Below are 22,868 nucleotides of genomic sequence, written 5' to 3' on the forward strand. Positions count from 1 at the left end.
GAAATGCCGTACTGACGACCGGTCAGGCGGACCCTGCATGGCTGTCGAGCAGGGCCATGAAGGCCCTCGCCGCATTCGATAGCGTTCGCTCCGTGTGCAGAATGTAGCCTAGCTGGCGCGACAGCTGTATGCCGGGTAAAGCGATGGGTGCAACCTGATCATCGAGCATGGTGCGCGGCAGCACGCTCCAGGCCAGGCCGATGGAAACCATCATCTTGATGGTTTCCAGGTAGTTGGTGCTCATGGCGATGTTCGGCGTCAGGCCCTGGCTTTCGAACAGGCGCTGGACGATGTGGTGGGTAAAGGTGTTGCCACCCGGAAAGACCGCCGGGTGGCGCGCGACATCGGCCAGGCTGACCGCGTGGTTGTTGGCCAGCGGGTGTTCCGGGGCCGCCACGAAGTCCAGCGCGTCGTCCCACACCGGGATCGCCTTGATCAGGTGGTGGGGCTCTGGTGCCAGGGTGATAACGGCAATTTCAGCGCGGCCATGGAGTATCTCGTCGTAGGCAGCTTCTGAGTCCATGAACTGAATATCCAACGCCACCGAAGGGTACTGCCGGGTAAAGGCCCGTAAAAGCGGGGGCAAGCGGTGCAAGCCGATATGGTGGCTGGTGGCCAGGGTCAACCGACCACTCACTTCCCCGGTCAAATTGGTCAGCGCGCGTCGGGTATCATCAAGCACGTTGAGAATCTGATAGGCCCGTGGCAACAGCGCCCGCCCGGCCTCGGTCAGGGTCACTTCACGACCCAAACGGTCGAACAGGCGCACATCCAATTGCTGCTCAAGCCCGGCGATGCGTTTGCTGATGGCGGGCTGGGTCAGGTGCAGGCGCTCGCCAGCCCCCGAGAAGCTGCCGGTCTCGGCAATGGCGATAAAAGCGCTGAGGTTGGCCAGATCCATCTTTCAGATTCCTGGTGGTTATGCAAAGCATAAAAATTATGAATTTGAGTTATTCAATCTATCGCCATAGCATCGTCCGTACAAGCCAAGGGGTCTTTGGCATAGAAAGACGCTGATGAGGAACAGTCTGATGGCTGGCAAAACGCTCTACGACAAACTCTGGGAAGCCCATGAGGTCAAGCGCCGTGATGACGGCTCGTCCTTGATCTACATCGACCGCCACATCATCCACGAAGTGACGTCGCCCCAGGCCTTTGAAGGCCTGCGCCTGGCGAACCGCAAGCCATGGCGCATCGATACCAACATCGCCACCCCTGATCACAACGTGCCGACCACGCCAGAGCGCAAGGGCGGTATCGACGCCATCGTCGACCAGGTGTCGCGCCTCCAGGTGCAGACCCTCGATGAGAACTGTGACGAGTACGGCATCGTCGAATTCAAGATGAATGACGAGCGCCAGGGCATCGTCCACGTCATCAGCCCGGAGCAAGGTGCCACCTTGCCGGGCATGACCGTGGTCTGCGGCGACTCGCACACGTCCACCCACGGCGCTTTCGGTGCCTTGGCCCACGGCATCGGCACCTCCGAGGTCGAGCATGTGCTCGCCACCCAGTGCCTGGTCGCCAAGAAGATGAAGAACATGCTGGTGCGCGTCGAAGGCGAATTGCCTGCCGGCGTCACTGCCAAGGACATCGTCCTCGCCGTCATCGGCAAGATCGGCACCGCGGGTGGCAACGGCCACGCCATGGAATTCGCCGGCAGCGCGATCCGTGGCTTGTCCATGGAAGGCCGCATGACCATCTGCAACATGTCGATCGAAGCCGGTGCCCGCGTGGGCCTGGTGGCGACCGATGCCACCACCGTCGCCTATGTCGAAGGCCGCCCCTATGCACCGAAGGGCGAGCAATGGAAGCAAGCCGTCGAGTCGTGGAAAGACCTCGTCTCCGATGAAGACGCCGTGTTCGACACCGTGGTCGAACTGGATGCCGCGCAAATCAAACCACAGGTCAGCTGGGGCACATCGCCCGAGATGGTGCTGGCCGTTGATCAGCGCGTACCGGACCCAGCTGCCGAAGCTGACCTGGTCAAGCGGGGCTCGATCGAGCGTGCCTTGAAGTACATGGGCCTGACCGCCAACCAAGCGATCACCGATATTCAGCTGGACCGCGTGTTCATCGGCTCGTGCACCAACTCGCGGATCGAAGACCTGCGCGCCGCGGCCGAAATCGCCAAGGGCCGCAAAGTGGCCGCTACCGTCAAGCAGGCCATCGTCGTCCCGGGCTCGGGCCTGGTAAAGGCGCAAGCCGAGCGTGAAGGCCTGGACAAGATCTTCCTCGAAGCGGGCTTCGAGTGGCGCGAGCCGGGTTGCTCGATGTGCCTGGCGATGAACCCGGACCGCCTGGAAAGCGGCGAGCACTGTGCCTCGACGTCCAACCGCAACTTTGAAGGCCGCCAGGGTGCCGGTGGTCGTACCCACCTGGTCAGCCCGGCCATGGCCGCCGCCGCTGCGGTGACAGGCCACTTCATCGATGTCCGCGAGTTGATCCAAGGGAGCGCAGCATGAAAGCCTTTACCCAGCACACTGGCCTCGTCGCGCCGTTGGACCGTGCCAACGTCGACACCGACCAGATCATCCCCAAGCAGTTTCTCAAGTCGATCAAGCGCACCGGCTTCGGCCCCAACCTGTTCGACGAGTGGCGCTACCTGGACGTGGGCCAGCCCTACCAGGACAACAGCAAGCGCCCGTTGAACGAAGAGTTCGTGCTCAACCACGCGCGCTACCAGGGTGCCAGCGTGTTGCTGGCGCGCGAAAACTTCGGTTGCGGTTCGAGCCGCGAACACGCGCCATGGGCGTTGGACGAGTACGGCTTCCGCAGCGTCATCGCCCCGAGCTTTGCCGACATCTTCTTCAACAACAGCTTCAAGAACGGCTTGCTGCCGATCATCCTCAGCGATGAGGAAGTCGACGAGCTGTTCAAGCAGGTCGAAGCCAACCCTGGCTATCAGCTGACCATCGACCTGCAAGCCCAGGCCGTGACCCGTCCTGATGGCAAGGTGCTGCACTTCGAGATCGACGCGTTCCGCAAGCACTGCTTGCTCAACGGCCTCGATGACATCGGCCTGACTTTGCAGGACGGCGATTCGATCAAGGCCTTCGAAGGCAAGCACCGCGCCAGCCAGCCTTGGCTGTTTCGGGATGCCTGATAGGCGTAGGTGACAGGGCTGGCCCCTTCGCGGGGCAAGCCCGCTCCCACAGGAACTCCTCGCCCTAAAGTCTTGTGCAGTACCTGTGGGAGCGGGCTTACCCGCGAAAGGGCCGGTAAAGGCAACAAGAAACCAAAAGGATTTATACATGACCAGCACCACCCACACCGACGTGGTCCAACGCCAGTTCGGCGAGCAGGCCAACGCCTACCTCAGCAGCGCCGTACACGCCCAGGGCACCGAATTCGCCCTGCTGCAAGCCGCGCTGGCCGGCCAGGCCGAGGCCCGCGTGCTGGACCTGGGCTGCGGTGCCGGGCATGTCAGTTTCCACGTTGCGCCCCTGGTCGCCGAAGTGGTCGCTTACGACCTGTCGCAGTCCATGCTCGACGTGGTTGCCAGCGCCGCCGCCGACCGTGGCCTGGGCAATATCACCACGCAGCGCGGCGCCGCCGAACGCCTGCCGTTCGCCGACGCCTCGTTCGACTTCGTTTTCAGCCGCTACTCGGCACACCACTGGAGCGACCTGGGCCTGGCCCTGCGCGAAGTGCGCCGCGTGCTGAAACCGGGCGGTGTGGCGGCCTTCATCGATGTCATGTCGCCGGGCAGCCCGTTGCTCGACACCTACCTGCAAACCGTCGAGGTGCTGCGCGACACCAGCCACGTGCGCGACTATTCCGTCGCCGAATGGCAGCGCCAAGTCAGCGAAGCCGGCCTGTATGTGCGCAGCCACACCCGGCAGCCGCTGCGCCTGGAGTTTGGCACCTGGGTCGAGCGTATGCGTACCCCCGAACCCATGCGTGTGGCCATACGCCAATTGCAGCAAGCCATGGGCGAGGAAGTGCGGCAGTATTACCAGATCGAAGCCGACGGCTCGTTCAGCACCGATGTGCTGGTACTTTGGGCTGAGCGCTGAGTTTTTTACGGTGTGGCCGAGCTGGCCGCACCGCTTGAATGGATAGAGGAAAGCATGAGCAAGCAGATTCTGATTCTCCCAGGTGATGGCATTGGTCCGGAAATCATGGCCGAGGCGGTCAAGGTGCTGGAGCTGGCCAACGACAAGTTCCAGCTCGGCTTCAGCCTGGCCCACGACTTGATTGGTGGCGCGGCCATCGACAAGCACGGCGTACCGCTGGCTGACGAGACCCTGGAACGTGCGCGCCAGGCCGATGCCGTGTTGCTGGGCGCTGTGGGTGGCCCGAAATGGGACAAGATCGAGCGTGACATCCGCCCTGAGCGCGGTCTGCTGAAAATCCGTTCGCAACTGGGCCTGTTCGCCAACCTGCGCCCGGCCATCCTCTATCCGCAACTGGCCGATGCCTCGTCGCTCAAGCCGGAAATCGTCTCGGGCCTGGATATCCTCATCGTTCGCGAACTGACCGGTGGCATTTATTTCGGCGCGCCACGTGGCCAGCGTGAACTCGAAGGCGGCGAGCGCCAGGCGTATGACACGCTGCCCTACAGCGAAAGCGAAGTGCGCCGTATTGCCCGCGTCGGCTTCGACATGGCCCGTGTGCGCGGCAAGAAGCTGTGTTCGGTGGACAAGGCCAACGTTCTGGCGTCCAGCCAGTTGTGGCGCGAAGTGGTCGAAGACGTGGCCAAGGATTACCCGGATGTCGAGCTGAGCCACATGTACGTGGACAACGCGGCCATGCAGCTGGTGCGCGCGCCCAAGCAGTTCGACGTGGTAGTGACCGACAACATGTTCGGTGACATCCTGTCGGATGAAGCTTCCATGCTGACCGGTTCCATCGGCATGCTGCCGTCGGCGTCGCTGGATGCCAACAACAAGGGCATGTACGAGCCGTGCCACGGCTCGGCGCCGGACATCGCCGGGCAGGGCATCGCCAACCCGCTGGCGACCATTTTGTCGGTGTCGATGATGCTGCGTTACAGCTTCAACCAGCACGCTGCCGCCGAGGCCATCGAGCAGGCGGTCAGCCTGGTGCTGGACCATGGGCTGCGCACCGGTGACATCTGGTCGCCCGGCTGCGACAAAGTAGGCACGCAGGAAATGGGCGACGCAGTAGTCGCAGCGCTGCGGAATCTGTAATCTCTCTGGCCCGCCACCGTTTTTGGTCGGTGGCGGCCCACTTTTAGCAAAGGTGTAGTTGCGATGAAACGTGTAGGTCTGATCGGTTGGCGCGGTATGGTCGGTTCCGTGCTCATGCAGCGGATGCTGGAGGAGCAGGATTTCGACCTTATCGAGCCGGTGTTCTTCACCACCTCCAATGTCGGTGGCCAGGGCCCGAACGTGGGCAAGGATATTGCTCCGCTCAAGGACGCTTATTCGATTGAAGAACTCAAGACCCTCGACGTGATCCTGACCTGTCAGGGCGGCGACTACACCAACGAGGTCTTCCCCAAGCTGCGTGAAGCGGGCTGGCAGGGTTACTGGATCGATGCCGCCTCGTCGCTGCGTATGCAGGACGATGCAGTGATCGTGCTCGACCCGGTCAACCGCAAGGTGATCGACCAGCAGCTCGACGCCGGTACCAAGAACTACATCGGCGGCAACTGCACCGTCAGCCTGATGCTGATGGGCCTGGGCGGCCTGTTCGAAGCTGGCCTGGTCGAGTGGATGAGCGCCATGACCTATCAGGCGGCCTCCGGTGCCGGCGCGCAGAACATGCGTGAGCTGATCAAGCAGATGGGCGCTACTCACGCGGCTGTGGCCGATGACCTGGCCAACCCGGCTAGCGCCATTCTCGACATCGACCGCAAGGTCGCCGAGGCCATGCGCAGCGAAGCCTACCCGACCGAGAACTTCGGCGTGCCGCTGGCTGGCAGCCTGATCCCGTGGATCGACAAGGAACTGCCGAACGGCCAGAGCCGGGAAGAGTGGAAGGCCCAGGCCGAAACCAACAAGATCCTCGGCCGCTTCAAGAGCCCGATCCCGGTCGATGGCATTTGCGTGCGCATCGGCGCCATGCGCTGCCACAGCCAGGCGCTGACCATCAAGCTGAACAAGGACGTGCCGCTGGCCGATATCGAAGGCATGATCAGCCAGCACAACCCGTGGGTGAAGCTGGTGCCGAACCAGCGCGAGATCAGCATGCAGGAGCTGAGCCCGACCAATGTCACCGGTACCCTGAACATTCCGGTAGGTCGCCTGCGCAAGCTGAACATGGGTTCCCAGTACCTGGGCGCGTTCACCGTCGGCGACCAGCTGCTGTGGGGCGCTGCCGAGCCGCTGCGCCGCATGCTGCGGATTCTGCTGGAGCGTTGAACCGGGTTTGATCGTTCGAAGCCCTGCAAGGCGTTGGCCTTGCAGGGCTTTTTTTTGCACAGCGTTGGCGATGGGCAGCTCATGCGCGATCGAGCGGTTTGTCAGCTGCAATCACGGCAGGTCAAGTCCGTAGCTAAAGAACTGAGAGTCACCCCCCAAGGGTTTAAGCGAAACCGTACCATCCTGCCCTACATCCAGGAATTGACCAGTCTTCTTGTTCTGGAGTCGAATCGTGTAGAGCTGCGCGCTTAGCATTAACCAGGTGAGTCTGTCCGCACGCGGTTGCGCGCACCCCTGAAGCTTCAACTCGTCGTTCAGGCATTGGCCAGCGCCATTCATGAGTGTGATCTCGTTACTTCCACCTGGTGTGTTGGTCGTGCTGATCCAGTACCAGCGTTTCAGGTGATTGGGCTCGCAGGTCGACATTGCTACTGTTTCGCCCGATGTTATCAGGCAGCGATTTTTATGCACCACTGTGTGCTTCACTAGCACTTGTTTCTGGAAACGTTGGCCTGGGCTGTAGGTCAGCGGGGCTAGCACTGGGGTGTCGTTACCTTGCGTGGTGGTGATGAACTTTCCGGTAGTCAGTTCCTGTAGATAGATGTCAGAAGGGGACTGGGTCAGGTCTTGGCGTGTCCACCAAACGGTATCTTTGCGCGGGAAAAGGCATTCGCCGGTTGCTAAACGCGCGTTGATGCAACGGCCCGAGAGGTCGACTGGCTCGTATGCGTCGAACTGTTGGGGGAACACATTCTTGGGGGGGAGGCGCCAAATTGCGTCCGCATTGCAGGTCGCAAGTTTCAAACCATGATCGGTGGCTGTTAGGCAGGCGTTCCGTTCTTTTGAATACAGATATTGCGGCTCCCAGACCTGATTTATCTGCTCGCCGTGCTCAGCCCCCATGCTGATGACCAGGGGAAGGCGGTTATCTTCCAGTTGTCGCTCATAAACGACGGCGTTATCCACCTTGAGCACCGCTTTAACAGGTTTGCGCTGGGAGCTGACATTGAAAACGGCCGTTTTCAATGTGTCTTTCGCGATGGGGCCGGCGTAGAGTGGGTGTGTTTCGATGGCGCCGCTGGCGTAATGAACATCGACCCGATAAGTGTGCGGGTTGCGATCGTCGCCTGGCTTGAAATGTTGCAATACGTTATCGCTGCTATTGGCGAGCAAGGCCAGGTCGCCGGTGCCAGTGGGGGTAATGAATCTGCCTGTGTTGCTTTCTTGCAGCTTCAGCAGGCGAGAATGATTCGTGATGTCTATGCGGCCGCGCCAGCGAACTTGTCGTTCGGCGTTGACGCAACTGCGAAAGTTAAAATTGAACTCCAGGCATTTTCCCTCCCTGTTACGCACGATGACAATCGGCGCGAGTGGCGCTTCCGCTGCGTTATTAGGGGGTACGGTTTCTATGGCTAATTGAGCCGATTCGTCATCGCAAGCTTTCACTACCAGCCGGTCGTTTTCCGAGGCGAGGCATTGCAAGGTTGTCGTCATCAATACGGAATAGCTCGCGCTGCGCTGTGGGCGGGTCGCAGCACTGGCGGATAACTGTGCAGGGCTGAAGACATTCCCATAGTTGCTCAAAATGGCCGGATAGATTTGGTTGATGCCGTCCCGGTTGTGGGACGGGTCTGAAAAGGTCGCCACCAAGGTATGTACCGGCACTGCAGTTTCAATAGGGACTTGATTTGATTCGGGCGAAAGCAACGACAGCGGGGGGGCAGGTTGCTGAATGCCTGAGTCAGGGAGGCCGTGAGAGGGGGGAGTCACTGCAAGGCCTTTGCGTTCCTTGGCGGCAACGGCAGTGACACCAATGGCCGGGGGGCGGTGGTCGTCACCCAATTCAGCGTACTTTGCGCCGTCCGGTAGCCGTCCGAAGCGCTGCTGTACACGCAACGTCTGCTGGTGGGTATAGGGTGCGATATAGCGTTTCCAGCTAGCACCCTCTGTCGATTTCAGGCCCAGTTTTTCGAACTCGTCAATCAAGGGCGCCGAAGCGGGACCGGAAGCCCAAGGAGGGGCGGAGAGTGATCCAACAACGTGACCGAAGTAGTGCAATCCCAGGTAGTCCACCGGCAGCCGATAACGGTGCGGGTCAGGGTGTGTGTGTGGCAGAAAGACATTGTCATACGCCCTATACGACCAGTCTTCGTAGCGTGGGGGTGTATCGTGGGGAAGGCCAAAGGCGTGGCCTGTTTCATGCCAGAAGCCATCGGGGAAGTAAGGGTAATTACAGCTGTTACCTCCACAGCTGGCGGCTACGCCTGGCGGCAATGGAGGCATGCCGTTTGGCGTGTCAAGTAATTGCCCCGTAATGGCCACAGGGTATCCCGCTTTCTTGTCGCCCAGGTTCGAAGCCGCGCGCCAGTAATTGCCCATGCCCACTTTGGCCGGTAACGTCTTGTCGCCGAACACAGCCCACTCCATGCCATTCTTCTTGTCGTAAACATGCGGCTTTTGATCGGGCCCCATAGCAATGATGCGTGGCCAGTAGGCCTTGCCGGTGCCTAGGTGAAGGCGCTGAGTGGGCACTTCGGAAAGCATTTCCCGTGCTGCAATACGCGCGGCAGTGGGGTTGTACTCACCGTCGAACTGATCGAGGGTATCCCTGCACGTCGACTCATCCTTGAAGATGCAGCCCTTGATGTTCATCAGCGTCAGCCCCTCGCTTTCAGGGGTCATGAACACGAATTTGTCAGCGGGTAACGAGCCTTGATTGCTCGGGTTGCCAGCTTGCTGAAAACTGATGCGTGCATCGGCGGTGAACAGGTTCCAGGGTATCTGATAGGTGAACGTGTTTTCCCTGAACTTCGGGTAGCTGCCTTCAATGATCTTTCCAGAGAAGGTGTTCTCCTGGTCATATACTGCGGTGCCTGGAAGTGCTTCCGGGCGATCCATGCGTACGGTGGTGGTGCGGCCATCCAGCGTTATGGTCATTTCCACGTCAGTGACGGGCTTGTTGGGCCTGAACAGCACCAGGGCCGCTTTGTGCGGCACCAGAAACGGGTCGAAGATTCTGCGGGTCGCCGCTACCACGTGCGTTTGGGCAAAATCGACCTGCCCCCCCAGAGCGCCCTGCAGATCATTTCTCGGCGCATCCGCGAAGTTAGTCGGGCCGTAATCCTGAGGTACGCAGGCGCTAGTGACCAAACATGACAGCAGCGTTGTTATCAGGAGTGGGCGCATAACGTGTGCCTCGATGAATAGACGTCATGCAAGATTGGGTGCGATCGAGAAATTCTGATACTGGCAAAAATGTCAGGTAGCGCCTGTCATTCTGGCCGGCCTGATGTTCGACGGTCGGTCGCAGAGGGGCTGGCGTATTGAGGGTGTTCGTTGTTCCATAATCCGAGTAAAGTGCCGCCCCCCGCCGTTTCAGCAAAAGGATCCCCTCCATGACCCAACCCCTGGACATCGCCGTCGTCGGCGCCACCGGTAGCGTCGGTGAAACCCTCGTACAGATCCTCGAAGAGCTGGCATTTCCAGTCGCGACCCTGCACCTGCTGGCCAGTATGGAGTCGGCGGGCAGCAGCGTGATGTTCGCAGGCAAGAAGATCAAGGTGCGTGAAGTCGACAGTTTCGATTTCGCCCAGGTCAAACTGGCCTTCTTCGCTGCCAGCCCTGGCGTCAGCCGCAGTTTCGCCAACAAGGCCCAGCAGGCGGGCTGCACGGTCATCGACCTGTCCGGCGGCCTTGACGACGCCCTTGCCGTGGTGCCGGAAGCCAATGCCGACAGCATCGCCAACCTGAAGCTGCCTGCGCGCCTGGCCAGCCCAGGCTCTGCAGCCGTTGCCCTGGCTGTCGCGCTGGCACCGCTGAAAGGCCTGCTGGACATCGAGCGGGTGCAGGTCATGGCCAACCTGGCGGTCTCTGCCCAAGGCCGCGAAGCGGTCAACGAATTGGCCCGTCAAACCGCCGAGCTGCTCAATGCCCGCCCGTTGGAGCCGCGCTTCTTCGACCGCCAGGTGGCGTTCAACCTGCTGGCTCAGGTGGGTGCGGTTGACGAACAAGGCCATGCTGGCCTTGAGCGGCGCCTGGTCAGCGAGCTGCGCGAGCTGCTGGGGCAGCCCGAACTGAAGATTTCCGTGACCTGCATTCAAGTCCCGGTGTTTTTCGGCGATAGCTTCAGTGTGGCGGTGCAAAGCCGTAAACCGGTGGACCTGGCGGCAGTCAATGCTGCGTTGGAGAGTGCCGGTAGCGTCGAACTGGTCGCGCGCGACGATTATCCGACGCCGGTAGGTGACGCAGTGGGCCAAGACGTGGTCTATGTTGGACGTGTACGCCATGGTGTCGATGACGACCAGCAGCTCAACCTCTGGCTGACCACCGACAACCTGCGCAAAGGCGCCGCGCTCAACGCTGTGCAAGTGGCGCAATTGTTGATTAAACACAGGCTGTAAAAGATACTGCGAGCACTTTTGTCCTGCTCTGCATGCAGGTTTCGGGACGATTCATACAAGGGAAGAGGTCATGCTTCGAATTCGCAAACTGGTCCTGGCCATGGCTGCTGCCTCGGCGCTGTCGTCGGGCATGGCCAATGCGTTGGGCTTGGGGGAGCTGACCCTCAAGTCGGCACAGAATCAGCCGCTGGACGCCGAGATCGAATTGCTCGACGTGCGCGACCTCACTGCCGCCGAAGTGGCGCCGAGCCTGGCGCCGCCGGAAGAGTTCAGCAAGGCGGGGGTAACCTTTGCGACTTACCTCGAAGACCTGACATTCACGCCGGTGATCAACCCCAACGGCAAGAGCGTGCTGCGCGTCACCTCCAGCCAGCCGCTGCCGGGGTCTGTGGTCAAGTTTCTGGTGCAGGTGATGTGGCCGCAGGGGCGTCTGCTGCGTGACTACAGCGTCCTGCTCGACCAGGCCAAGGCCCAGGGCAAACAGCCTGCGCCAGGCAATGTAGCACCCGCAGTGACGGGCGCCAGCAACTACACCACCCAGCGCCGCGACACCTTGTGGCAGATTGCTGCGCGCAACAGCCAGGGCGGCTCGATTCAGCAGACCATGATCGCGATCCAGGCGCTGAACCCGGACGCCTTCATTGGCAACAATATCAACCAGTTGAAGGTGGGCCAGGTACTGCGCCTGCCCGACCAGCAACAAGTCCAGGCCATTGCTCGGGGTGAGGCGGTTCGCGACGTGGCCGAGCAGTATGCGGCCTGGCGTGAAGGCCGGCGCCTGGGGCCGCGTGCCCGTCAGCTCGACGCCACCCGCCGCGGTGCCGCCGAGGCCGCGCCAGAGCGCATTGCCCAGGGTGACAACCTGCGCCTGGTCAGCCCCGGCAACCAGGCAGGCGCTGCGCCGGCCAAAGGGCTGAACGACAAACTGGCCGTGGCCCAGGAAAGCCTCGATACCAGCCGTCGTGACAACGATGAGCTCAAGAGCCGCATGGCGGACCTGCAGAGCCAACTGGACAAGCTGCAGCGTCTGATCGCGCTGAAAAACGACCAGTTGGCCCGGCTTGAAGCCCAGGGCGCAGCAGGTGAGGCGCCAGTCGCCGCTGCTCTGCCAGGCGAGCCTGCGCCGGCCAATCCGGCAGCTAATGCCGAGCCGGACGTAAAACCTGCACCGGCGGCCGTCGATACCGCGCCGGCCAGTGTGCCTGACGCCCAGCCGCGCGCTGACGGCGTGCTCGGCAACCCGTTGCTGCTGTGGCTGATTGCAGGGTCTGCGTTCCTCGTGCTGTTGCTGCTGCTGGTGCTGTTGATGCGCAAGCGCAAGGCCCAGGAAGAAGCCGAGAAACACCTGCGCATGGCGCGGGCCTTGGCTGAGGAAGAGCAGGGTGCGGGCCTGGATATCGATGCCGACAGTTTTGAAGGCCTGGAGGTTTCGGCGCCGAGCGTAACGCTGTCGCCAGCGGTGGTCGCGGCGTCTGCTGCTGCCGCCACTGCTGCAGAAAAGCCCGCGGTCGCGCTCGCCGAGCCAGCGCCGCAGCCAGACACGACGGCCGCCCTGTTGGCGGAAGTCGAGCAAAGCCTGCAAAGCGGCCGCCTGAATCATGCCGCCGAGCTGCTTGAAACGGCCCTTGCCGCTGAGCCTGAGCGTGACGTACTGCGCCTGAAACTGATGGAAGTGTATGCCCGTCAGGGTGATCACAGTGCGTTCGTCGAGCAGGAGCGTGTGCTGCCAGCGACTGAGCAGAATGTTGCTCAGGTCGACGAACTCAAAGGCCGTTTCCCAGCCATGCTGGGGCTTGCCGCCGCCGGTTTGGGTGCGGCAGCGTTGGCTGCCGAGATGGATGAGCAGTACGTGCAGGGCCTGCTGCAAGATCAGCCTGAGGCGCCGGTGGTTGAAGACATCGTGCCCGAGGCCGAGCCAGAGGTGCTGGCGGAGCCCGATTTTGTCGCAGAGCAAGCGCTGGACGACATCGTCGAGCCTGAGGCCGAGGCCATCAGCGAGGTTCCGTCGCTTGATGCGTCGGACCTGGACAGCGACTTCGACCTGAGCCTGGGTGAAGACCTGCCCGAGGAAGACCCGTTGGCAGCGCCGCTGCTGGACGAGCCAGTGCTGGACGAAGTTGTGCTGGATGAACCTGTATTGGACGAAGTGCAGGTAGAGGAGCAGCCCGCTGCTGTGGAGGCTGAGCTGCAAGCAGACGCTGAGGCAAACGCTGAAACAGACGTTGCCGCCGATGCCGATGCTGATTTCGAAGCGATGCTGGCGCAGGCCGAGCCGCAGCCCGTTGCAGATCTGGATGACTTCGACCTCGACGTCAGCGAGCCCGTGGCCCCGGCTGTCGCCGAAGAGGCGCCGGTAGACGTTGCCGCCGAGCTGGCAGCCTTCGACAACGTGCCGGATTTTGACCCGATCACCGAACTGGACCTGCCGTCGGACTTCGACCTTTCGCTGTCGCTGGAGGATGACTCGCCCGCTGCCAAGAGCTTTGCTTCGGAGCTGGATGACGTCAACGCGGAGCTGGACAAGCTGTCCCAGAACCTCGAGTCGCCTTCGCTGGAGCCGCACTTCACCGCTGAAGACGCCGTTGAGCAGCCCGAGCCCGAGCCGCTGGACGACTTGGACTTCGACTTCTTCTCTGGCAGTGATGAAGTCGCCACCAAGCTCGACCTGGCGCGCGCCTACATCGACATGGGCGACCACCAGGGCGCCCGTGACATCCTCGATGAAGTCGTCAAGGATGGCGACGGGACGCAGCGTCAGGAAGCCGAGGACCTGTTGTCTCGGTTGGTCTGAGCCCGGTTCTGAGGCTTCGCGGCTAAACAGATGTAACCACCCCCAACGGCAGCCCAACAGGGCTGCCGTTGTCGTTATAATCCCGCCATTGCGTAATCACCACAGGTTTCATGCTTTTGGACATCATCGACACCGCCGCCGAATCCGCGGCTGAAGGCTACTCCCGCATCGCCCTGGGCGTGGAATACAAGGGCTCGCGCTACCGCGGCTGGCAGCGCCAGGCCAGCGGCGTGCCCAGCGTCCAGCAAGCCCTCGAGCAGGCGTTGTCGAAAGTGGCGAACGAGCCGATTTCCGTGATCTGCGCCGGGCGCACCGATGCCGGGGTTCACGGTTGCGGGCAAATCGTGCACTTCGACACGCGCGCCATCCGCGATGAACGCGCCTGGACCCTGGGCACCAATTTCAACCTGCCCCACGACATCAGCGTGGTCTGGTCGCGCCCGATGCCGGCGGACTTCCATGCTCGCTTCAAGGCCACCGCCCGGCGTTACCGCTACGTCATCTACAACGACCCGATCCGCCCCGCGCACCTGGCCGAGGAGGTGACCTGGAACCACCGCCCGCTGGACGTCGAACGCATGGCCGAAGCCGCCGAATTCCTGCTCGGTACCCACGACTTCAGCGCCTTCCGCGCCAGCCAGTGCCAGGCCAAGTCGCCGATCAAGCACATTCATCACCTGCGCGTCACCCGCCATGGCCAGATGATCGTGCTGGACGTGCGCGCCACGGCGTTCCTGCACCACATGGTGCGCAACATCGCCGGTGTGTTGATGACCATCGGCGCGGGTGAGCGGCCCGCCACCTGGGCGCGGGAAGTACTGGAAGGGCGCAACCGCCGCGAGGGTGGGGTGACGGCACACCCGTACGGTTTGTACCTGGTGCAAGTGGAATACCCCGAAGCCTTCCAACTGCCCCAGCGTTACATCGGCCCACACTTTTTGACCGGCTACGAGGCATTGGCAGACTGACGGGCCAAAAGCCTTTTGCTAACATCCGGCCTTCACCGAAACAGCAGGGTTCGCAGTCCATGAGCAACGTTCGCAGCAAGATCTGCGGGATTACCCGCATCGAAGACGCGCTGGCTGCCGCCGAGGCGGGGGCCGATGCCATCGGCTTCGTCTTCTACGCCAAGAGCCCGCGTGCCGTGGACGTGCGCCAGGCGCGCGCGATCATTGCCGAGCTGCCGCCGTTCGTGACCACCGTCGGGTTGTTCGTCAACGCCTCGCGTTGCGAGCTGAACGAGATCCTCGAAGTGGTTCCCTTGGACCTGCTACAGTTCCACGGCGATGAAACCCCGCAAGACTGTGAAGGCTTCCATCGCCCCTGGATCAAGGCCCTGCGCGTGCGCCCGGGTGATGACCTGGAAGCGGCCTGCCGGCTTTATGCTGGCGCCCGCGGTATCTTGCTGGACACCTATGTACCCGGCGTGCCTGGGGGCACGGGGGAAGCCTTTGACTGGTCGCTGGTACCGGCGCGCCTGAGCAAGCCGATTATCCTGGCCGGTGGCCTGGACGCGCAGAATGTCGGCCGGGCCATTGCCCAGGTCAGGCCCTATGCGGTGGATGTCAGCGGCGGGGTGGAGCAGGCCAAGGGCATCAAGGATGCGGCAAAGATAGAAGCCTTCATGCGTGCGGTGCAACAGGCGTGACGGTGGATGTGACGGTTGGCGGCGCACCATCGTCCATAGCTATCGCAGCCCCTGCGGGGCGCCCGCCGATGCGGTGGGCGAACAACACATTAACGGTGGCGTGGCGCGCCGGAAGCCCCGGCGGCCGTGCCATCATCGTTTCATAAAAGATTTTGAGCTCAAGGGCAGGGCAGGCCGGTTACGCCGGCCCCCGCCCGCCGATACTGGAGAAAGAAAGCATGAGCAACTGGTTAGTCGACAAACTGATCCCTTCGATCATGCGTTCCGAGGTGAAGAAGAGCTCGGTGCCTGAAGGCCTGTGGCACAAGTGCCCGGCTTGCGAGGCCGTGCTGTATCGTCCGGAGCTGGAAAAGACCCTCGATGTCTGCCCTAAGTGCAACCACCACATGCGCATCGGCGCACGTGCGCGTATCGACATCTTCCTCGACGCCGAAGGCCGTGCTGAGCTGGGCGCCGAGCTGGAGCCGGTCGACCGCCTGAAATTCCGCGATGGCAAGAAGTACAAGGACCGCCTCACCGGTGCGCAGAAGCAGACCGGCGAAAAAGACGCGCTGATCTCCATGAGCGGTACCCTGATGGGCATGCCGATCGTGGTCAGCGCGTTCGAATTCTCCTTCATGGGCGGCTCCATGGGTGCCATCGTCGGTGAGCGTTTCGTTCGCGCCGCCAACTACGCCCTGGAAAACCGCTGCCCGATGGTCTGTTTCTCGGCCTCCGGTGGCGCGCGCATGCAGGAAGCGCTGATCTCGCTGATGCAGATGGCCAAGACTTCGGCTGTGCTGGCGCGCCTGCGTGAAGAAGGCATTCCGTTCATCTCCGTGCTGACCGACCCGGTCTACGGCGGCGTTTCCGCCAGCCTGGCGATGCTGGGCGACGTCATCGTCGGCGAGCCCAAGGCACTGATCGGCTTTGCCGGCCCGCGCGTGATCGAGCAGACCGTACGCGAGAAGCTGCCAGAAGGCTTCCAGCGCAGCGAGTTCCTGCTGGAGCACGGCGCCATCGACCTGATCATCTCCCGTGGCGAACTGCGCCCGCGCCTGGCCCGTCTGCTGGCCCAGATGACCGGCCAGGAAACCCCGGAGCAGGCACGTGAGGCGGCTGCGGTCGCGTGATGAAACAACGATCCCTGGGCGAATGGCTCGCCTACCTCGAGCAGTTGCACCCGTCGGCCATCGACATGGGGCTGGAGCGTTCGCAGAACGTGCTTGCCCGCCTGGCGCTGGGCAAGCTGGCACCGCGCGTGGTGACCGTCACCGGCACCAATGGCAAGGGTTCCACCTGCGCCTTCGTCGCGGCGATGCTGCGTGCCCAGGGGCTCAAGGTGGGCGTGTACAGCTCGCCACACCTGTTGCGTTACAACGAGCGGGTGCTCATCGATGGCCAAGAGGCCAGTGATGAGCGCCTGTGCGAAGCCTTCGCCGCCGTCGAGGCGGCGCGAGGCGACATTTCCCTGACCTATTTCGAGATGGGCACCCTGGCGGCGTTCTGGTTGTTCTACCAGTCCAAGCTGGATGCCGTGGTGCTCGAAGTGGGGCTCGGTGGCCGTCTGGACACCGTGAACGTGGTGGATGCCGACCTGGCGCTGGTGACCAGCATCGGTGTCGACCATGTCGATTACCTGGGTGATACCCGTGAGCTTGTCGCCTTCGAGAAGGCTGGCATCTTCCGTGCTGGCAAGCCGGCGCTGTGTGGCGACCTTGACCCGCCGCAGCCCTTGCTGGACAAGGCCCATGAGCTGGCGGCGCCGTTGTTCTTGCGTGGGCGTGACTTCGACCTGGAAAGCACAGGCGACAGCTGGCACTGGCGTGGGAAAACGGCCGAGGGTGGCCGGGTAGCGTTGCGCGATCTGCCGTTGCTAGACCTGCCCATCGAAAACGCCACCCTGGCCCTGCAGGCCTACCTGTTGATGGGCCTGCCCTGGGATGCCGGTCAACTGCGCCAGGCGCTGCTCGATACCCGTATCACCGGTCGCCTCGATCGCCGTGAGGTGCGCTGGCAGGGCACGCGTGTGGAGCTGTTGCTGGATGTCGGGCATAACCCGCATGCTGCGGCGTACCTGGCACGGCGCCTGGCGGCAAGTCCGGTCAAGGGGCGCCGCCTGGCAGTGTTCGGCCTGCTGGCCGACAAGGACCTGCCGGGCGTTGTCGAGCCTTTGCAGGCACTGGTCGACGACTGGGCGGTCGCACCGCTGGACACGCCGCGCAGCCGTCCGGCCGCAGAACTGGCTGACGCCTTGACGAACCTCGGCGCCGCGGTGAAGTCTTATGCCAGCGTCGACGCGGCCCTCGAAGGGCAATGCGCGCAGGCGACGGCGGATGATCAGGTCCTGCTGTTCGGTTCGTTTTTCTGTGTCGCCCAGGCCCTGGAGTGGTTGGCGCGGCAGGCCCCGGAGGGTTGAGTAGATGGCAGTGCTGGATAAAGGGATGAAACAGCGCATGGTAGGTGCGTTGGTGCTGGTGGCGCTGGCGGTAATCTTCCTGCCGATGCTGTTCACCCGCGAGGACGAGATGCGCCAGGTGCGTGTCGAGGCCCCGCAGGCGCCGGCCATGCCGAGCCTGCCAGAAGTGCAAGTGGAGCCGGTCGCCGTGCCGGAGCCGCAGGTGCTTGCAGAGGAGGCGCAGCAGCCACCGGTGGTGGTTGACGAGTCTACCGCGCCAGCCAGCACGCCTAGCCAGCCGATTACGCCATCCCCGCAGACGCAAACGCAGGCCCAGGCTGCCAAGCCGCCAGCGCCCAAGGTTGAAGCCAAACCGGCCGCCACGGCTGCGCCTGCCGTTTCCGCCGCCAAGCCGGCAGCGCCGTCTAAGATCGACGTGAATGGGTTGCCGGTCAGTTGGTCTATCCAGCTGGCCAGCCTGTCCAATCGTGCCGGGGCAGAAAGCCTGCAGCAGACGTTGCGAAGCCAGGGCTACAACGCCTACATCCGCTCGGCGGGCGGTATGAACCGGGTGTATGTCGGGCCACTGATCGAGCGCGCCGAGGCCGAGCGCGTACGTGATGCAATCAACCGCAAGCACAGCCTCAAAGGCTTTGTGGTGCGCTTCCAGCCCGAGCGCGGCTGATAGCGCTGCCTCTTTGTAGGAGCGGCCTCGTGTCGCGAAAGGGCTGCGAAGCGGCCCCAGGTTCCTGGCTTAGATATAAGAATCGCAGGGGCCGCTTCGCAGCCCTTTCGCGACGCAAGGCCGCTCCTACAGGTATCGCGCAGTTGTTAATCGGCCCGACATTCCGCTTACCCCCAGCTCGCCGCTCTGGTAAAATGCGCCGCCTCAAACGTCTGCAGGCAGCACCGTGGCATTTACCTGGGTTGATTGGGCGATCATCGCGATCATCGCCGTCTCCACACTGATCAGTCTCAAGCGCGGCTTCGTCAAGGAAGCCTTGTCCTTGCTCATCTGGATCATTGCCGGTGCGGTTGCCTGGATGTTCGGTGGCTCGCTCTCGGTGTATCTTGAAAGCTACATCCAGACGCCATCGATGCGCATCATCGCAGGCTGCGCCATTCTTTTCGTCGCCACCCTGCTGGTGGGGGCCATGGTCAACTTCCTTGTCGGCGAGCTGATCCGCGTGACCGGGCTGTCGGGTACCGATCGTTTCCTTGGCATGGCCTTCGGCGCCGCGCGCGGGGCCTTGCTGGTGGTAGTGGCCATCGGGCTGCTTAGCCTGGGGCCGGTTCAACAAGACACCTGGTGGCAGGAATCACGCCTGATACCACAATTTCTCTTGGTCGCTGACTGGTCGAAAAACCTGATTCTGGGTTTCACCAGCCAGTGGATGTCCAGTGGGGTGATCAGCACACCGGCTGATCTCCCGTTCAAGGAACAGTTGCTCGGGCCGGCAAAGCCCTGAGCGCTATTCACTCAAGTTTCGTCAAAGTAGGGGTTGCGTCGCATGTGTGGCATCGTCGGTATCGTCGGTAAGTCGAACGTCAATCAGGCGCTGTATGACGCGCTTACGGTCCTCCAGCACCGCGGCCAGGACGCTGCCGGTATCGTGACCAGCCATGACGGCCGGTTATTCCTGCGCAAGGATAATGGCCTGGTGCGCGATGTCTTCCAGCAGCGCCACATGCAGCGCCTGGTCGGCCACATGGGTATCGGCCACGTGCGCTACCCAACGGCGGGCAGCTCGACCTCGGCCGAGGCCCAGCCGTTCTACGTCAACTCGCCGTACGGCATCACCCTGGCGCACAACGGCAACCTGACCAACGTCGAGCAGTTGGCCAAGGAGATCTACGAGTCCGACCTGCGCCACGTCAACACCAATTCCGACTCGGAAGTGCTGCTGAACGTGTTCGCCCACGAGCTGGCCGTACGCGGCAAGCTGCAGCCGACCGAAGAAGACGTGTTCGCTGCGGTTTCCCACGTGCACAGCCGCTGCGTTGGTGGTTATGCGGTGGTGGCCATGGTCACCGGTTATGGCATCGTCGGTTTCCGTGACCCGAACGGTATTCGCCCGGTGGTGTTCGGCCAGCGTCACACCGACGAAGGTGTGGAGTACATGATCGCCTCCGAAAGCGTCGCCCTGGACGTGCTCGGCTTCACCCTGATCCGCGACCTGGCGCCGGGCGAAGCGGTGTACATCACTGAAGAAGGCCAGCTGTACACCAAGCAGTGTGCACAAAACCCGAAACTGCAGCCGTGCATCTTCGAACACGTCTACCTGGCCCGTCCGGACTCGATCATGGATGGCGTCTCGGTGTACAAGGCGCGCCTGCGCATGGGCGAGAAGCTGGCCGAGAAAATCCAGCGTGAACGCCCTGAGCACAACATCGACGTGGTCATCCCGATCCCGGACACCAGCCGCACTGCGGCGCTGGAGCTGGCCAACCACCTCGGCGTCAAGTTCCGCGAAGGTTTCGTCAAAAACCGCTACATCGGCCGTACCTTCATCATGCCCGGCCAGGCCGCGCGCAAGAAATCGGTACGCCAGAAGCTCAACGCCATCGAGCTGGAATTCCGCGGCAAGAACGTGATGCTGGTGGACGACTCGATCGTGCGCGGCACCACCTGCAAGCAGATCATCCAGATGGCCCGCGAAGCCGGCGCCAAGAACGTCTACTTCTGCTCCGCAGCCCCTGCGGTGCGCTACCCCAACGTCTACGGCATCGACATGCCGAGCGCTCACGAACTGATCGCCCACAACCGCACCACCGAACAGGTGGCCGAGTTGATCGGCGCCGACTGGCTGATTTACCAGGACCTGCCGGACCTGATCGAATCGGTCGGTGGCGGCAAGATCAAGATCGAGCACTTCGATTGCGCGGTGTTCAATGGTGAATACGTCACTGGCGACATCGACGCAGCCTACCTTGATCGTATCGAGCAGGCCCGTAACGACCTGGCGAAGGTGAAGACCCAGGCGGTCAGCGCGATCATCGACCTCTACAACAACTGATTAGGGAGCGACGGCATGACGGATCAATGGGATGCCGGACGACTGGACAGTGACCTCGAGGGTGTCGGCTTCGACACCCTGGCGGTACGCGCCGGGCAAAACCGTACACCGGAGGCCGAGCACAGCGAAGCGCTGTTTCTGACCTCCAGCTATGTTTTCCGTACGGCCGCCGATGCGGCTGCACGCTTTGCTGGCGAAACGCCGGGTAACGTCTACTCGCGCTACACCAACCCGACTGTGCGTGCCTTCGAGGAACGCCTGGCGGCCATGGAGGGCGCCGAGCAGGCAGTGGCGACGTCCACCGGTATGGCGGCGATCCTCGCCGTGGTCATGTCGCTGTGCAGCGCCGGTGACCATGTGCTGGTGTCGCAGAGCGTATTTGGCTCGACCATCAGCCTGTTCGAGAAATACTTCAAGCGCTTCGGCGTCGAGGTGGACTATGTGCCGCTGGTCGACCTGTCGGGTTGGGAAAAGGCCATCAAGGCCAATACCAAGCTGCTGATCGTCGAGTCGCCGTCCAACCCGCTGGCCGAGCTGGTCGATATCACTGCCCTCAGCGAGGTCGCCCACGCGCGTGGCGCCATGTTGGTGGTGGACAACTGCTTCAGCACCCCGGCACTGCAGCAGCCGCTCAAGCTGGGTGCCGACATCGTGTTCCACTCGGCAACCAAGTTCATCGATGGCCAAGGCCGTTGCATGGGCGGTGTGGTGGCTGGGCGCAGTGAGCAGATGAAAGAAGTGGTGGGCTTCCTGCGCACCGCAGGCCCGACCCTCAGCCCGTTCAATGCGTGGATCTTCACCAAGGGCCTGGAAACGCTCAAGCTGCGCATGCGTGCGCACTGCGAGAGCGCTCAGCACCTGGCTGAGTGGCTGGAGCAGCAGGACGGCATCGAGAAGGTGCATTACGCCGGCCTGCCTAGCCACCCGCAGCACGAACTGGCCAAGCGCCAGATGAGCGGCTTTGGTGCGGTGGTCAGCTTCGAGGTCAAGGGCGGCAAAGAGGGCGCCTGGCGCTTCATCGATGCCACGCGGGTCATCTCGATCACCACCAACCTGGGTGACAGCAAGACCACCATCGCGCACCCTGCCACCACCTCCCACGGCCGCTTGTCGCCGCAGGAACGTGAGGCAGCGGGTATCCGCGACAGCCTGGTCCGCGTTGCCGTGGGCCTTGAAGATGTGGCCGACCTGCAGGCAGACCTCGCGCGTGGGTTGGCGGCACTGTGATTGAAATCAGCGGCAGTAAGCCAGGCCATAACGGCCGGGTAGCCTTGGTGACCGGTGCCGCTCGCGGCATCGGCCTGGGGATTGCCGCCTGGTTGATCTGCGAAGGCTGGCAGGTGGTGCTCAGCGACCTTGACCGCCCACGCGGGGCCAAGGTGGCCAAGGCGTTGGGTGACAACGCCTGGTTCATCACCATGGACGTTGCCGACGAGGCGCAGGTCAGTGCCGGGGTGTCCGAGGTACTGGGGCAGTTCGGTCGGCTCGACGCGCTGGTGTGCAATGCGGCGATCGCCAACCCGCACAACCAGACGCTGGAAAGCCTTAGCCTGGCGCAATGGAACCGCGTACTGGCGGTCAACCTCAATGGCCCGATGCTGCTGGCCAAGCATTGCGCACCTTACCTGCGTGCGCATAACGGGGCGATCGTCAACCTGACCTCGACCCGGGCACGGCAGTCCGAACCGGACACCGAAGCCTATGCGGCAAGCAAGGGCGGCCTGGTTGCGTTGACCCATGCCTTGGCCATGAGCCTGGGCCCGGAGATCCGCGTCAATGCGGTGAGCCCGGGCTGGATCGATGCACGAGACCCTTCCCAGCGCCGTGCCGAACCGTTGACCGATGCCGACCATGCCCAGCACCCGACGGGCAGGGTAGGGACGGTGGAAGACGTGGCGGCCATGGTGGCCTGGCTGTTGTCGCGCCAAGCGGCTTTCGTCACCGGCCAGGAGTTCGTGGTCGATGGCGGCATGACCCGCAAGATGATCTACACCTGAGCTGTCAGATGTTAAGAAGGGGACCGAAAGGTCCCCTTCTTGTTTCCAGCGATTAATCATCGCGCGACTGCTTGGTGTAGGGGCAGCCTTGTGCTGCGAAGAGGGCAGTGAGCTCATGCTGAATCATGGGTGCATTCACCGGCCTCTTCGCAGCACAAGGCTGCTCCTACGGTGAAGGCGGGATCGATCCATTGCCCTCGCACTGGCAAACCTCTTTTTTGCCCTTTTTGAAAAAAAATTCAATGGGGGTATTGACTTAGCATCGGTACCTGCGTAAATTTCGCGGCCTCAGCGAAGCAAACGCAA

General features: G+C 62.4%; 18 protein-coding genes. 16 read left to right on the forward strand and 2 right to left on the reverse strand.

The genetic code is table 11. The features are described from left to right. Positions 1–22 precede the first annotated feature (22 nt). Positions 23–901 carry a LysR family transcriptional regulator gene (locus tag GIB19_RS17765; protein ID WP_027596733.1) on the reverse strand — a complete coding sequence of 293 codons (879 nt, stop codon included), beginning with the start codon at positions 899–901 and terminating at the stop codon, positions 23–25. A gap of 130 nt (positions 902–1,031) precedes the next feature. Here GIB19_RS17765 and leuC point away from each other — a divergent pair, with 130 nt between their 5' ends. The 5 genes from leuC to asd all read left to right on the forward strand — a co-directional run bounded on the left by leuC (position 1,032) and on the right by asd (position 6,332). Further along, positions 1,032–2,465, forward strand: a complete 1,434-nt coding sequence (gene leuC / locus GIB19_RS17770) for a 3-isopropylmalate dehydratase large subunit (protein ID WP_027596732.1) — start codon at positions 1,032–1,034, stop codon at positions 2,463–2,465. Continuing rightward, positions 2,462–3,106, forward strand: coding sequence for a 3-isopropylmalate dehydratase small subunit (gene leuD, locus GIB19_RS17775; protein WP_238216361.1), 645 nt, complete (start codon positions 2,462–2,464; stop codon positions 3,104–3,106). Before leuC ends, leuD begins: the two co-directional genes overlap by 4 nt. A 148-nt stretch (positions 3,107–3,254) precedes the next feature. Next, positions 3,255–4,019 carry a class I SAM-dependent methyltransferase gene (locus GIB19_RS17780; RefSeq protein WP_027596730.1) on the forward strand — a complete coding sequence of 255 codons (765 nt, stop codon included), beginning with the start codon at positions 3,255–3,257 and terminating at the stop codon, positions 4,017–4,019. Positions 4,020–4,073: 54 nt separating this feature from the next. Next, positions 4,074–5,156 carry a 3-isopropylmalate dehydrogenase gene (gene leuB / locus GIB19_RS17785; RefSeq protein WP_274887381.1) on the forward strand — a complete coding sequence of 361 codons (1,083 nt, stop codon included), beginning with the start codon at positions 4,074–4,076 and terminating at the stop codon, positions 5,154–5,156. Between the two features lie 63 nt (positions 5,157–5,219). Further along, the gene (asd, locus tag GIB19_RS17790; protein WP_027596728.1) at positions 5,220–6,332 is read left to right on the forward strand and encodes an aspartate-semialdehyde dehydrogenase; all 1,113 of its coding nucleotides are present in this window, start codon (positions 5,220–5,222) and stop codon (positions 6,330–6,332) included. A 111-nt stretch (positions 6,333–6,443) separates the two neighbouring features. Here asd and GIB19_RS17795 read toward each other — a convergent pair whose 3' ends face one another. Further along, complete coding sequence (locus GIB19_RS17795; RefSeq protein ID WP_274887383.1) at positions 6,444–9,518, reverse strand: TagA domain-containing protein; 3,075 nt, start codon at positions 9,516–9,518, stop codon at positions 6,444–6,446. Between the two features lie 209 nt (positions 9,519–9,727). Here GIB19_RS17795 and GIB19_RS17800 point away from each other — a divergent pair, with 209 nt between their 5' ends. The 11 genes from GIB19_RS17800 to GIB19_RS17850 all read left to right on the forward strand — a co-directional run bounded on the left by GIB19_RS17800 (position 9,728) and on the right by GIB19_RS17850 (position 22,562). Further along, positions 9,728–10,732: an aspartate-semialdehyde dehydrogenase gene (locus GIB19_RS17800; RefSeq protein WP_099430091.1), complete on the forward strand. Its 1,005-nt coding sequence runs from the start codon at positions 9,728–9,730 to the stop codon at positions 10,730–10,732. A 70-nt stretch (positions 10,733–10,802) separates the two neighbouring features. After that, positions 10,803–13,523, forward strand: a complete 2,721-nt coding sequence (locus GIB19_RS17805; protein ID WP_274887387.1) for a FimV/HubP family polar landmark protein — start codon at positions 10,803–10,805, stop codon at positions 13,521–13,523. Positions 13,524–13,633: 110 nt separating this feature from the next. Then, complete coding sequence (gene truA / locus GIB19_RS17810) at positions 13,634–14,491, forward strand: tRNA pseudouridine(38-40) synthase TruA (protein WP_027596725.1); 858 nt, start codon at positions 13,634–13,636, stop codon at positions 14,489–14,491. A gap of 59 nt (positions 14,492–14,550) precedes the next feature. Further along, positions 14,551–15,171, forward strand: coding sequence for a phosphoribosylanthranilate isomerase (locus GIB19_RS17815; RefSeq protein ID WP_099430089.1), 621 nt, complete (start codon positions 14,551–14,553; stop codon positions 15,169–15,171). 218 nt (positions 15,172–15,389) lie between these two features. Continuing rightward, a complete protein-coding gene (accD, locus tag GIB19_RS17820; protein WP_027596723.1) occupies positions 15,390–16,283 on the forward strand; it encodes an acetyl-CoA carboxylase, carboxyltransferase subunit beta in 894 nt (297 codons plus the stop codon). Next, positions 16,283–17,569 (forward strand): bifunctional tetrahydrofolate synthase/dihydrofolate synthase, encoded by a 1,287-nt coding sequence (gene folC, locus GIB19_RS17825; RefSeq protein ID WP_099430088.1) that lies wholly within the window; start codon positions 16,283–16,285, stop codon positions 17,567–17,569. The genes accD and folC overlap by 1 nt, the downstream gene beginning before the upstream one ends. A 4-nt stretch (positions 17,570–17,573) precedes the next feature. Then, entirely contained in the window at positions 17,574–18,233 is a 660-nt protein-coding gene (locus GIB19_RS17830) for an SPOR domain-containing protein (protein WP_099430087.1), read from the forward strand. A gap of 226 nt (positions 18,234–18,459) precedes the next feature. Beyond that, on the forward strand, positions 18,460–19,017 hold the full coding sequence (locus GIB19_RS17835) for a CvpA family protein (protein ID WP_012313468.1): 558 nt from the start codon (positions 18,460–18,462) through the stop codon (positions 19,015–19,017). 42 nt (positions 19,018–19,059) lie between these two features. Next, positions 19,060–20,565: an amidophosphoribosyltransferase gene (gene purF, locus GIB19_RS17840; protein WP_027596720.1), complete on the forward strand. Its 1,506-nt coding sequence runs from the start codon at positions 19,060–19,062 to the stop codon at positions 20,563–20,565. Positions 20,566–20,580: 15 nt separating this feature from the next. Next, on the forward strand, positions 20,581–21,792 hold the full coding sequence (locus GIB19_RS17845) for an O-succinylhomoserine sulfhydrylase (RefSeq protein WP_099430085.1): 1,212 nt from the start codon (positions 20,581–20,583) through the stop codon (positions 21,790–21,792). Next, the gene (locus GIB19_RS17850) at positions 21,789–22,562 is read left to right on the forward strand and encodes an SDR family oxidoreductase (protein ID WP_027596718.1); all 774 of its coding nucleotides are present in this window, start codon (positions 21,789–21,791) and stop codon (positions 22,560–22,562) included. Before GIB19_RS17845 ends, GIB19_RS17850 begins: the two co-directional genes overlap by 4 nt. Positions 22,563–22,868: the final 306 nt, after the last annotated feature.

It is taken from the genome of Pseudomonas sp. ITEM 17296 (assembly GCF_028895205.1).
Taxonomy (GTDB): Bacteria; Pseudomonadota; Gammaproteobacteria; order Pseudomonadales; family Pseudomonadaceae; genus Aquipseudomonas; species Aquipseudomonas kermanshahensis.